Source organism: Roseburia sp. 499 (genome assembly GCF_001940225.2).
Taxonomy (GTDB): Bacteria; Bacillota; Clostridia; order Lachnospirales; family Lachnospiraceae; genus Petralouisia.
In genome coordinates this window covers 2,625,412-2,637,425 of sequence record NZ_CP135164.1, presented here as the reverse complement: position 1 = coordinate 2,637,425, position 12,014 = coordinate 2,625,412, and the positions used below count along the sequence as shown (strand labels likewise).

The following is a 12,014-nucleotide window of genomic DNA, read 5'->3' as shown; positions in this document are numbered from 1 at the left end:
TTTAAGAATCTCTTAATCTGGACAAAAGATATGTTATTGTGAAAAGGGATGTGCTATAATCCTACATTGTATAAAGTTGATTTAAAAGTAAGGACAGTGAGGATGGATAAATGGAAAAGAAAAGGCGTAGCAAAAAGCAAAGACAAAAACGGAAGATAGTATTAGTGGTATTAGCGGTAATTTTTGCATTGATTCTTGCAGTTGTAGCATTCATCTGGAGCAAGTTCAGTAAGATGGATAAAATTGAGATGAAGAACATCAAGGTAAATGAATTGCCGCAAGAGACAGAGGAGGCAATGCAGGGATATACTACAATTGCATTGTTTGGACTGGATAATCGTTCCAATGGAAATTTTGAAAGCGGAAATAGTGATACAATTATTGTAGTAAGCATTAATGGCGATACTGGTGAAATAAAGATGGCATCCGTATATCGTGATACTTATCTGGATATAGATGAGGATAAGTTCAGAAAAGCCAATGCGGCATACAGTAGTGGTGGACCGGAGCAGGCGGTTAATATGCTTAATAAGAACTTAGATTTGACAATCAGTGATTATGTTGCGGTAGATTTTAACGCGGTAGTAGATGCGGTAAATCTTTTAGGTGGAATCGAATTGGAGATTACATCTGAAGAAGTAGGATATATGAATGATTATATCGATGGTGTAAGTGAGGTAACAGGAAAGAAAAGTAAGCATGTAAGTGCCGGAAAACAAATGTGTGATGGTGTTCAGGCTACTGCATATGCAAGAATCCGGTATACTACAGGTTGGGATTATAAACGAACAGAACGTCAAAGAACAGTTATTACGAAGATGTTCGAAAAGGCAAAAGAAACAGATTTACTTACCTTGAACAGTATGTTAGATGAAATACTTCCGGAGGTTTCTACTAGTTTAAGTGCTACAGAGATTTTAGGTCTTGCAACTGATATGACAAAGTATCATATGGGAGAAAACACCGGTTTCCCATTTGATAAGGAATCAACAAGTCTTGGAAAACTTGGAAGCGTAGTAGTGCCAGTAGATTTGGAAAACAATGTTATTCAGCTTCATGAGTTTTTATATACCAATGAGTCATATACTCCGTCTCAGACAGTGAAGAAGTTAAGTGAAACGGTTCATAGTAATACAGGGTATTAAGGAAAAGATTGCCCGTACTCTTGCAGTATGGGCGATTTTTGGATTATCTTGACGGATTTCGTCGATAAAATACAAATAAAATTCGCAATTTTCGAATAAAAGAGAAAATGCCTTAAAAGAATGGTAGAATATGGAAAGAATAAGAAAAGCGAAGGTGAAAGTGTGGACGGAATCGGAAAAATTATCTTTGAAGAACGAGAAAAAGCAGGAATTTCACAGAATGAGTTATGTGAAGGAATATGCTCAGTAGCTACATTATCAAGATTGGAATGGACAGAGCAGAATATAGGAAAGTGGAATATAGATGTATTTCTACAACGGTTAGGAAAATCACAGGATAAGTTCTGGACCATTGTTCATATTGGCGATTATGAAATAATGGAATTGCGTAGAAAAATCTGGAATTGTATTTTGTATGGCGATTACGATAAGGCAGAAGAGGAGATACAGAGGTATGAGGCCAATGTAGGAATAGAGAAACTGCATGAGCAGTTTGTGAAAAAATGTCAGGGTATGATAAAAGGGAAGAGAGATAATGATTGGGAAGGGGCACTGCAGCTTTTTAACGACGCATTGAAAGCTACAGTGCCAAAATTTTGTATAGAAAAAGTGAAGGATTCTCTGATGGGCAGAGATGAGATGCAGATTGTTTTACTGATAGTAGAGTCTTATAGTCATTTAGGAGAAGAAGAGATTGCCATAGAGATGACGGAAAATCTTTTGAAGAATATACGGAAAAAAGAATGGGATGAGGAGGAGCTGGTAAAGATTTACCCTAAAGTGGTGAGGATTTACGATGATTTTTTGAAAAAGGAAGACCGATATGAGGATGTCATTACTCTTTCGCAGAAAGCAGCAGATATGTTAGTTGAGAATGGAATCATATTTTTGCTAAAGGAACTGTTAGAGCAGATTATGTGGGGGATGGAAGAACGAAGACGTGTAGAAGGAAGACGTTTTACCATTCGGGAAGAGATGGATTATGCACAATATAAAAAGCAAGTAATGGTTTTGAAGGAATTGTGGGAAGAATATGGCGACTTATCGGAAGAAGCTATGTTGTATTGCACAAATGTGCAAAAGGATGTAAGTGTTAGTAATGAAATCATAGCGAAATGTCGAAAACTTTGCAAATTGTCACAGGAAAAAGTGAGCGAGGATGTCTGTACGGTGGAACAGTACTCCAGAATAGAAACCGGGAAATGTTCTCCTAAGGAGAAAAGTTATCGTGCGTTGATGGAGAAGATGAATCAGGCGCAGGAACGAAATCGCTTTTTTATTAATGCCCAAGAATACAGTATGCATGAGAAGATACGTACCGTAGAGAAATTAATTAGTGGACAAGAACTGAAAAAAGCATTAGTTGAGTGGAAAAAGATAAGAAAAGAAATATCGAATGATACTTTAAATAATCAGCAATATATTGCAAGATATGATGCCTTTTTGAATGGTCATAACAAAACAATAGGTTTTGAAGAACATATACAACAATTGGAAGAAGCAGTGCGGATTACTATGCCGGAATTTGAAAATGTAGATATTAAAAATTGGCCATTATCACGTAACGAGATTTTTTTGTTAGTTAATATTGCAAGCGGATATTATACGATAGGAGAAAAGAGGAAGGCAAGGGAAATTTATTATGCGTTATGGAATTATGTGGAAGAAAGCAATATAGATAAAATATATTGTATTACCGAGTACCGTTTGTTGTCTTATAATATTGGATTGATGGAGGGAATGGAACATAATTATTGCAAGGCAAAGGAAATTTTAAATTATGGAATTAGAAGTTGTATGATGGCAGGAAGAGATGAGATGTTACCAAGTTTTTTGTATTGCCTTGGGTGGGTAATACGAGAAGAGGGGAAGTTAGAAAATGAAAAAGAAGCCCGCTATATCTTAGAACAGGCTTTTTTTCTTGCTGATATGTTGAGATTACCTAATCTTTGCAATAAAATATATAATTATTACGAAGAGGAATGGAACGATAAAATTCTATATTAGAGTTAATATGTACCACCGATAAAATCGGGATGCGTAGCTACAATCGTTACCTCTTGAGTATCAGAAGCAGAAACTGCACTAAAGACACCCAGTGCTGCAACTGCACATACTGCAATAGCAAAAATAATAGATTTTGTAGATTTTAAAACATTTTTTTTCATAAGATTTACCTCCTTGGTTTGTTGTAAAGCCATTATGTGAAAAAAAATGTCGAAACCCCATGACATCCGGTGCAAGGATTTTGGGTGAAATTTGTAACCAGATGTCATGGCTTTTTTTAGAGAATTTTGTAATAATAAAAAGTTTAGGGATAAATGAATAAACGGGATTTTTTCCAAAACTTGCCCTTTTTGAGATTCAATGCTACAATAGGGAGGCGGATTATAATATGTGAATCAGGATGTGAGAAGGACGGATGATGAAAGTATTTATCTGCCCAGGATGCGGCAGTATGACAACAGTATCCAGAAGAAAAGAAGTAATGTGTTATAAATGTGAGGGAATACAAATGGTTCCTTCTAAATTAAGTTTTTCCAAATATAGCGAGATGGATGAACAACAGCGGAAAGATTATGCAGAAAGCTGGCTATATATACGGAATCGTAATAAGAAATGAGCGAAGGAGTAAAAAAATGATACACTTTAATGAGCCTCCCTTTACAGGGAAGGAATTTGAATATATGAGGCAGACGGTGGAAAATGCACACATCTGTGGAGATGGCGTGTTTACCAAGAAGTGCCATGCGTGGTTAGAAGAACGGATGCAAAGTCCGAAGGCATTGTTGACAACTTCTTGTACTCACGCGTTGGAGATGGCAGCACTCTTGGTTGGAATTCAGCCGGGAGATGAGGTCATTATGCCTTCTTATACCTTTGCATCTACAGCGGATGCTTTTGTTATGCGCGGGGCTAAGATTGTATTTGTAGATATTAGACCGGATACTATGAATGTAGATGAAACATTGATTGAGGATGCGATTACAGATAAAACCAAAGCAATTTGTGTTATGCATTATGCCGGAGTTGCATGTGAGATGGATACTATTATGGATATTGCCAACAGGCATCATCTTGCAGTAGTGGAGGATGCGGCGCAGGCGGTTATGAGTAGCTATAAGGGAAGACCGTTGGGTAGTATCGGAGATTATGGATGTTATTCTTTTCATGAGACCAAGAACTATTCTATGGGAGAAGGCGGTGCGATTCTAATTCGTGATATTGCGAATCGCGACAAGGCGGAAATTATTCGTGAAAAGGGAACGGATCGTAGTAAGTTTTGGCGTGGAGAAGTGGACAAGTATACTTGGGTAGATTTTGGTTCTTCCTATCTTCCAAGTGATATGAATGCCGCTTATTTGTGGGCACAGCTAGAACTTGCAGATGAAATTAACGATAAAAGATTGCATTTGTGGGATACTTACTATAAAGAGTTGACAGAATTAGCGGAAGAAGGAAAGATAGAACTTCCAACAATTCCGGAAGGATGTACACATAATGCTCATATGTTTTATATTAAGACAGATGATATAGAACAGCGCAGTGAGTTGATTGCATATTTAAAGGAACAGGGAGTAGGAGCAGTATTTCACTATATTCCACTTCATACGGTGGCAGCAGGTAAGAAGTATGGCGTGTTCCATGGTGAGGATCGACATACTACTCGTGAAAGTGAGCGGTTATTAAGGTTACCGCTTCATTACAACGTAAGTGAATCAGATGTACATTATGTATGTGAAAAGATAAAGGAGTTTTATAAAAGAGGATAGTCATGAAGAAACTTTCATTTGTGATTCCGTGTTATAACTCGGAACACACAGTAGGACATGTAGTAAACGAGATAGAAGAAGAATTTTATGGAAACGATAGATACGAGTATGAAATTATTTTGGTAAATGATGCATCTCCAAAGGATGATACCATAGGAGCTATCCGTAAAATTGCAAAAGAAAATCCAAGGGTAGTAGCAGTAAATCTGTCTAAAAATTTTGGACAGGACAGTGCACTTATGGCAGGATATTCTATTGCAAAGGGAGATTATATTGTATCATTGGATGATGACGGACAGAACCCGGCAAAGGAAGCATGGAAACTTCTGGATAAGTTAGAAGAGGGATGGGATGTCGTTTTTGGAAAGTATAAGGTGAAGAAACATAGTAAGTTTAAGAACTTTGGAAGTAAAGTGAACGATATTATGGCAGCAGCGCTCTTGGATAAGCCAAAGGATTTGAGATTGTGTAGTTATTTTGCCATGGATCGTTTTGTGGTAGAACAGATGCTTGTGGACCGCAATTCCTTCCCTTATATTTGGGGATTAATCTTGCGTTCCACAAATAAGATGACCAATGTTTATATTGAACATAGAGTGAGAGAAGAAGGAAAGTCAAACTTTACATTGATGAAGTGTTTGAAAGTCTGGTTTAATGGTTTTGTGGCATTTTCTGTAAAGCCACTTCGTTTCTCAGCTTTGATAGGAATGTTGGTTGCCTTATTGGGATTTTTGTATGGAATTTATGTAGTGGTTAAGGCAATTTGCTTTTCAGAGCCGGTGATAGGATGGAGTTCTCTTATGGTGGCAGTGTTACTAATAGGAGGAATCATATTGATGATGTTGGGATTGTTGGGAGAATATGTAGGACGAATGAATCTGAGTGTGAATAATACACCACAGTATATTATTCGTGACATATATCGACAGGAAGATGGGGAGTTAAGAAAAAATTAAGATGTTTTAAATATTTTAAAAAGCTTCTTGGTATAAAATAGGATTAAATATTGTTGAGGGCTATACTATGTATAAAAAACAGAAGACAGGATGGGTAAAGCATTTAGATTTTCTCCTGATAGATATTATTTGTTTGGAAATAGCATTTTTTGCTTCCTTCTGGATAAAGTTTGGAGAAAGAGCGCTTGTATCATCTATTATAAATGAATATTATATCAGATTGGCAATTGTACTGTTGATGATGGATCTTTGTGTTGCATTCTTATTTGAAGCCTATACCGGAATCTTGAGAAGAAACAAAGTTCAAGAGTTACGTGCGGTTATCATTCATTGTAGTGCAGTTTTTGCAGCAGTGACTGTGTATTTATGGGGAACCAAGCAGTCGGAGATTTATTCCAGACAGGTTATCATGGTATTCTGGGGAATTGCTATTTTCATAGAATATTTCACAAGGTGTGCATGGAAAATTTATATTCGCCAGAAGATGATACGTGGAAAACGTTTTTCAAAATTGGTTGTAATTACTGAGGACCGGTATGCCGAGGAGTGTGTACGGGAATTCCAGCGAGACCGTTATAAGGAATTTGAGGTAACTGGTGTCATTGTGGTGGACAAGAATCGCAAAGGCGAAGAAATTTACGGGGTTCCGGTTGTGGCTGATGCAGATACGTGTCTTGAATATGTCAGAACCAATGTAGTGGACGAAGTGTTCATTAATGGAAATACCAGAGAGAGTAGTGAAGCATTGGCAAATGAATTGCTGGAATTAGGTTGTACCGTACATTTCAGTCTGGTGCATGAATCACAGCTCATGCCAAATAAAATGGTAGAGCGATGTGGAAAGTATCTGGTATTGACTTCCAGTATGAAGATTGCTTCTAATAGACAGTTATTTGTAAAGCGTACCATTGATATTGTAGGAAGTTTAGTAGGCTTGCTATTGACTGGAGTTGCTTTTATTATTTTCGCTCCAATTATTAAAATTCAGTCCCCAGGTCCTATTTTTTATTCGCAGATTAGAATCGGGAAAAATGGGCGTAGGTTTAAGTTTTATAAGTTTCGAACGATGATAGTAGGGGCAGATGCTATGAAGAAAGACCTGATGGAGCAAAATGAAATGGAAGGTCTTATGTTTAAAATGGAAAATGATCCAAGGATTTTTGGAATTGGAAAGTTTATGCGGAAGTTTTCTATTGATGAATTGCCGCAGTTCTGGAATGTATTAAAGGGAGAGATGAGTCTGGTTGGGACAAGACCCCCTACAGAGGAAGAATTTGAGCAGTATGAATTGCATCACAAGGCGCGACTTGGTATCAAGCCTGGGTTAACAGGAATGTGGCAGGTGAGTGGTAGAAGTGATATTAAGAACTTCGAAGAAATTGTGGCATTGGATACTCAATATATATCGAACTGGTCTTTGGGAGTAGATATTCGTATTTTATTCCGTACCCTTTGGGTAGTAGTGACCGGGAAAGGATCATCATGATAGATATTTCAATTACAATTGTTGCTTATAATGATGAAGAAGATGTGAGAAATGCGGTATGTTCCATAATGGAACATACCGCTGCAACTATTAAGAAAAAAATATATATTGTAGATAATAGTACAGAAAAAAATGCGTTGGATTCTTTTGCAACACAGTGGGAAGAAGTGGGTTATCGAAAGCCAGAGCAGAATCTGGGTTTTGGTGCAGGACACAACTATGTGCTGTCTGAATTAGATTCTAAATATCATGCGATTGTGAATCCGGATATTATTTTGAAGGAAGACAGTTTGCAGACGCTTATGAAATTTATGGAGCAGAATCAGGTCGGGATGGCGGTTCCGAGAATGACGGATGAAAAGGGAGAATTTCAAGCAGTATACCGCAGAGAACTTACGGTTCTGGATATGGGAATAAGAATGTTTTTGTCATCTCACTTTAAGAAACGTCAGGCGTATCATACGATGCAAGATATGGATTATTCCAAAACATTTCAAGTGCCTTTTGCGCAGGGAAGCTTTCTGGTAATTCAGACGGAATTGTTTCAAAAGCTGGGAGGGTTTGATACCAGATATTTTATGTACATGGAGGATGCCGATTTGTGTAAGCAGGTAAATCAGTGCAGTAGCCTGTATTATTGCCCGGATACTACAGTGATTCATAAGTGGGAGAGAGCGTCCAAGAAAAATGGAAAGCTACGCCGCATTCATATAGCATCTATGTTTCGATATTTTTGCAAATGGGGGTGGAAACTGTGGTAGATAAAGTACGGTTGTCTGTTGCAATGGTTACTTATAATGGAGAAAAGTACATAAAAGCCCAGTTGGATTCCATTTTTCAGCAGCTGACAGAACAGGACGAAGTAGTGGTGTCTGATGACGGTTCCACGGATGGAACAATGGAGATTTTAAAGGAGTACCAGAGGAAAGGATATTCCATAAGAATATTAGAAGGTCCTAAGGCGGGAATTAAGAAAAATGTGGAACATGCATTAAAACAATGTAGAGGGGAAATTATTTTTCTGTCGGACCAGGATGATATTTGGAAAACAAATAAAGTAAATCGGGTTCTGGAGGTTATGGATCAGGAAAAATGTGCATTAGTAATTCATGATGCAGAAGTATTTTATGAGAATCCGGATAAGGCGGATATGGAGTCTTTTTTTGCATTTCGAAATGCAGGAGCCGGTGTCTGGAAAAATATCATAAAAAATAGTTACATTGGATGTTGCATGGCATTTCGAAGAGAAGTATTGGAACGGGTGATTCCAATTCCTGCTAACATCGAGATGCATGATCAATGGATTGGAATATTAAGTGATTTTTATTTTGGAAAGTCTGTATTTTTGAAAGAACCACTGCTGAGTTATCGGCGGCATGGAGAAAATAGTTCTGCCATGAAGCATTATGGGGTTGGGAAAATGATTCGAAATAGAGTTGTTTTTATACTGCGTTTTCTAGGAAGAATTCTCCATATTTGCTAGAAAAGAGGGAACATTTAATAAAATTTTAAGAAAAATTACAGTTGTGAAAAGAGAAAAAATATTATAAGATAGGTCATGTATATGGTAAAAAAAAGGGAATTTTAAGGATGAGTATAGGATAAGAAAGGTGAAGATATGTCAGATAATAGAAGAAATACACGAAGTGGAAACGTAGATCCAAGACGACAACAACCGAAAATGAGTAAAAAGGCAATGAGAAAAAAAAGAAGAAAGAGAAAAATTATTCTTCTGGTAGTAGAACTGATTCTGCTAGCTGTTGTATTGGCTGGTTTGTGGGTTTGGCAGAAACTGGATAAGATTGACACAGACGAAGATTTTGGTAAAGATGTTGCGAATGAAGATTTGACAGCAGATACCAAGGCAATATTAGGAGAATACACTACGATTGCGTTGTTTGGATTAGATAATCGTGCAAATGGTAATTATAAGTCTGGTAATAGTGATGTTATCATGATTGCACGAATTGATAATGAAACCAAGGAAGTAAAATTGGTGTCCGTATATCGTGACACTATGTTGAATATGATGGATAAAGATGATGAAGATGCATACAGTAAGGCGAATGCAGCCTATAATATGGGTGGGCCGGATCAGGCAGTTAGAATGCTGAATGTAAATCTGGATTTGGATATTAAGGAATATGTGTCCTTTGATTTTAACGCCGTAGCAGAGGCTGTTGACTTGTTAGGCGGTGTTGAAGTGGAAATCAGCACGGAAGAAGCAGTTGCTATGCAGGGATATCAAGAAGAAGTAGCGGAAATGACCGGTAAGAAGTCTAAGGAACTGAATGTAGGAGGAACTTATAATTTAGACGGAGTACAGGCAGTATCTTATGCAAGACTGCGTTATGTAGGAAATGGTGATTTCCAGAGAACAGAACGTCAACGGTTGATTGTAAATAAAATGGTAGAAAAGGCATTGGCATCTGATTTGGGAACAATAAATGAGTTGATTGATACGATATTCCCGGAGGTTAAGACCAGTCTTACAAAAACAGAAATATTGAGCCTTGCAAAAGATGCTTTTGGCTATTCTATGGGAGAAAATACAGGATTCCCGTTTGACCAGGAGACTGGAAGCTATAAAGTAAGTTATCAGAGCAAAAAGGCAAGCTGTGTCATACCAGCAGATCTTGCAAGTAATGTAAAGCAGTTGCATGAATTTTTATATGGAACAACCGATTATGAAGTAACAGAAAGTGTACAGAACATTAGTGATGAAATTGTAAACCGAACAGGAGTTACGGCTCCTAAGAAGGATACGGATGGAGATGACTAAGAACAGAGACATAACGTCAAATAGCAGGAGGAATTGATATGTGTGGAATTGTAGGATATATTGGTAAGTCTCAGGCAGCTCCGATTTTGCTGGATGGTCTAGCGAAGCTAGAGTACAGAGGTTATGATTCAGCAGGAATTGCTGTGTTTGATGGAGAGGATATTCAAGTAAAAAAAGCAACCGGAAGACTTAAAGTACTAAGTGAGTTGACCCATGATGGAACGACTATGCCGGGAACAATTGGAATTGGTCACACTAGATGGGCTACGCATGGAGCACCTTCTGATGTAAATGCACATCCTCATTATAATAAAGAGAGAACCATTGCAGTTGTACACAATGGTATTATTGAAAATTATGTAAAATTGAGAACGCGTCTTCAGGAAAAGGGTTATACATTTGTGTCTGAAACGGATACAGAAGTTTTGGCGCATCTTTTGGATTACTATTATACGGGCGATCCGATTGAAACAATTACAAAAGTAATGCACAGGGTAGAAGGTTCTTATGCTTTAGGAATTATTTTTAAAGAACATCCGGGGACTGTGTATGCAGTTCGTAAAGATAGTCCGTTGATTGTTGGGAAGGGAAAGGATGGCAATTTTATTGCTTCTGATGTACCGGCGGTGCTGAAATATACCCGAGAAGTGTTCTTTATTCAGAATGAGGAAATTGCGGCTCTTACAGAAGAGACAATAACATTTTTTAATATTGACGGAGAAGAGATTCAGAAGGAATCTTCTATGATTGAATGGGATATCAATGCGGCAGAAAAAGGTGGATATGAGCATTTCATGTTAAAGGAAATGTATGAACAGCCGAAAACCGTTCGTGATACCATTGCTCCGAGAATTAAGGATGGAAAGATTGTCATTGAAGAGTTGGGAATGAGTGATGAGGAAATTCGCGCTATCAAGCGGATTCACATTGTGGCATGTGGTTCGGCATATCATACCGGCGTTACAGCAAAATATGTCATGGAAGATATGGCAAGAATCCCGGTAGAAGTAGATGTTGCTTCAGAATTTCGGTATCGTAACCCGATTCTGGAAGAAGGGGCACTGGTAATTATTATTAGTCAGTCGGGAGAAACCGCAGATTCGTTGGCAGCGTTGCGTGAAGCAAAGGAACGAGGTGTTAAGACACTTGGTATTGTTAATGTAGTAGGTAGTTCCATTGCAAGAGAAGCTGACAGTGTTATGTATACTTGGGCAGGGCCGGAGATTGCTGTGGCAACTACTAAGGCATACAGCGCGCAGTTGGTAGCAGAGTATCTGTTGGCGATGAAGTTTGCGCAGGTGCGTGGTATGGTAACGGAGGAAGAAATAGAAGGTATGTTGCGTGATCTTCAGAGACTTCCGGAGCAGATAGAGATGTTGCTTAACAACAAAGAGAAAATTCAACGTTTTGCCAATAGATATATTGCTGCAAAGGACGTATTCTTTGTAGGAAGAGGAATTGATTATGCAATTTCTATGGAAGGTTCTCTGAAATTGAAAGAGATTTCTTATATTCATTCTGAGGCTTATGCAGCAGGTGAATTGAAGCATGGTACTATTTCTTTGATTGAGGATGGAACTCTGGTCGCAGCGGTGGTGACACAGGAAGATTTGTATAAGAAGACCATTAGCAATATTGTGGAATTAAAGTCTAGAGGAGCCTTTGTGCTGGCAGTTACCAACACAGGTCATACCGAGATAGAGAAGTCTGCGGATTATGTAATCTACATCCCACAGACGAATAAATATTTTACCAATTCGTTGGCAATTATCCCATTACAATTGTTTGGTTATTATGTAGCGGTAGGCAAGGGATGTGATGTAGATAAGCCGAGAAATTTGGCGAAATCCGTAACTGTAGAATAAAAATATT

At 37.9% G+C, this 12,014-nt stretch carries 11 protein-coding genes; 10 read left to right on the top strand and 1 reads right to left on the bottom strand.

Translation table 11 applies throughout. The features are described from left to right. Positions 1-110: 110 nt before the first annotated feature. Both BIV20_RS13000 and BIV20_RS12995 read left to right on the top strand, forming a co-directional pair. On the top strand, positions 111-1,145 hold the full coding sequence (locus BIV20_RS13000; RefSeq protein ID WP_075721240.1) for an LCP family glycopolymer transferase: 1,035 nt from the start codon (positions 111-113) through the stop codon (positions 1,143-1,145). A 120-nt stretch (positions 1,146-1,265) separates the two neighbouring features. Then, complete coding sequence (locus BIV20_RS12995) at positions 1,266-3,152, top strand: helix-turn-helix domain-containing protein (RefSeq protein ID WP_075721241.1); 1,887 nt, start codon at positions 1,266-1,268, stop codon at positions 3,150-3,152. 2 nt (positions 3,153-3,154) lie between these two features. On the opposite strand, the gene BIV20_RS12990 is transcribed toward BIV20_RS12995, so the two are convergent. Then, entirely contained in the window at positions 3,155-3,313 is a 159-nt protein-coding gene (locus BIV20_RS12990; protein ID WP_158024942.1) for a hypothetical protein, read from the bottom strand. A gap of 257 nt (positions 3,314-3,570) precedes the next feature. Between BIV20_RS12990 and BIV20_RS12985 the strand changes: the two genes are divergently transcribed. The 8 genes from BIV20_RS12985 (at position 3,571) to glmS (ending at position 12,007) form a co-directional block, all read left to right on the top strand. Next, positions 3,571-3,768 carry a hypothetical protein gene (locus tag BIV20_RS12985; protein ID WP_330554310.1) on the top strand — a complete coding sequence of 66 codons (198 nt, stop codon included), beginning with the start codon at positions 3,571-3,573 and terminating at the stop codon, positions 3,766-3,768. A 16-nt stretch (positions 3,769-3,784) separates the two neighbouring features. After that, positions 3,785-4,918 carry a dTDP-4-amino-4,6-dideoxygalactose transaminase gene (rffA, locus tag BIV20_RS12980; RefSeq protein WP_075721243.1) on the top strand — a complete coding sequence of 378 codons (1,134 nt, stop codon included), beginning with the start codon at positions 3,785-3,787 and terminating at the stop codon, positions 4,916-4,918. A 2-nt stretch (positions 4,919-4,920) separates the two neighbouring features. After that, the gene (locus tag BIV20_RS12975; protein ID WP_075721244.1) at positions 4,921-5,874 is read left to right on the top strand and encodes a glycosyltransferase family 2 protein; all 954 of its coding nucleotides are present in this window, start codon (positions 4,921-4,923) and stop codon (positions 5,872-5,874) included. Between the two features lie 67 nt (positions 5,875-5,941). Then, positions 5,942-7,360 (top strand): sugar transferase, encoded by a 1,419-nt coding sequence (locus BIV20_RS12970; protein ID WP_075721245.1) that lies wholly within the window; start codon positions 5,942-5,944, stop codon positions 7,358-7,360. After that, positions 7,357-8,121, top strand: a complete 765-nt coding sequence (locus tag BIV20_RS12965; RefSeq protein ID WP_075721246.1) for a glycosyltransferase family 2 protein — start codon at positions 7,357-7,359, stop codon at positions 8,119-8,121. The genes BIV20_RS12970 and BIV20_RS12965 overlap by 4 nt, the downstream gene beginning before the upstream one ends. Further along, positions 8,115-8,843 (top strand): glycosyltransferase family 2 protein, encoded by a 729-nt coding sequence (locus tag BIV20_RS12960; RefSeq protein WP_242939850.1) that lies wholly within the window; start codon positions 8,115-8,117, stop codon positions 8,841-8,843. Before BIV20_RS12965 ends, BIV20_RS12960 begins: the two co-directional genes overlap by 7 nt. Positions 8,844-8,978: 135 nt before the next feature. Then, on the top strand, positions 8,979-10,142 hold the full coding sequence (locus tag BIV20_RS12955) for an LCP family protein (RefSeq protein ID WP_242939851.1): 1,164 nt from the start codon (positions 8,979-8,981) through the stop codon (positions 10,140-10,142). A gap of 38 nt (positions 10,143-10,180) precedes the next feature. Next, positions 10,181-12,007: a glutamine--fructose-6-phosphate transaminase (isomerizing) gene (gene glmS, locus BIV20_RS12950; RefSeq protein WP_075721247.1), complete on the top strand. Its 1,827-nt coding sequence runs from the start codon at positions 10,181-10,183 to the stop codon at positions 12,005-12,007. Positions 12,008-12,014 lie beyond the last annotated feature (7 nt).

What these genes read in the sequence shown, in the direction of transcription:
- glmS (WP_075721247.1), top strand. Translation starts at nt 10,181, where the DNA reads ATGTGTGGAATTGTAGGATATATTGGTAAGTCTCAGGCAGCTCCGATT.
- BIV20_RS12970 (WP_075721245.1), top strand. Translation starts at nt 5,942, where the DNA reads ATGTATAAAAAACAGAAGACAGGATGGGTAAAGCATTTAGATTTTCTC.
- BIV20_RS12985 (WP_330554310.1), top strand. Translation starts at nt 3,571, where the DNA reads ATGAAAGTATTTATCTGCCCAGGATGCGGCAGTATGACAACAGTATCC.
- BIV20_RS12955 (WP_242939851.1), top strand. Translation starts at nt 8,979, where the DNA reads ATGTCAGATAATAGAAGAAATACACGAAGTGGAAACGTAGATCCAAGA.
- BIV20_RS12975 (WP_075721244.1), top strand. Translation starts at nt 4,921, where the DNA reads ATGAAGAAACTTTCATTTGTGATTCCGTGTTATAACTCGGAACACACA.
- BIV20_RS12995 (WP_075721241.1), top strand. Translation starts at nt 1,266, where the DNA reads ATGGTAGAATATGGAAAGAATAAGAAAAGCGAAGGTGAAAGTGTGGAC.
- rffA (WP_075721243.1), top strand. Translation starts at nt 3,785, where the DNA reads ATGATACACTTTAATGAGCCTCCCTTTACAGGGAAGGAATTTGAATAT.
- BIV20_RS12965 (WP_075721246.1), top strand. Translation starts at nt 7,357, where the DNA reads ATGATAGATATTTCAATTACAATTGTTGCTTATAATGATGAAGAAGAT.
- BIV20_RS13000 (WP_075721240.1), top strand. Translation starts at nt 111, where the DNA reads ATGGAAAAGAAAAGGCGTAGCAAAAAGCAAAGACAAAAACGGAAGATA.
- BIV20_RS12990 (WP_158024942.1), bottom strand. Translation starts at nt 3,313, where the DNA reads ATGAAAAAAAATGTTTTAAAATCTACAAAATCTATTATTTTTGCTATT.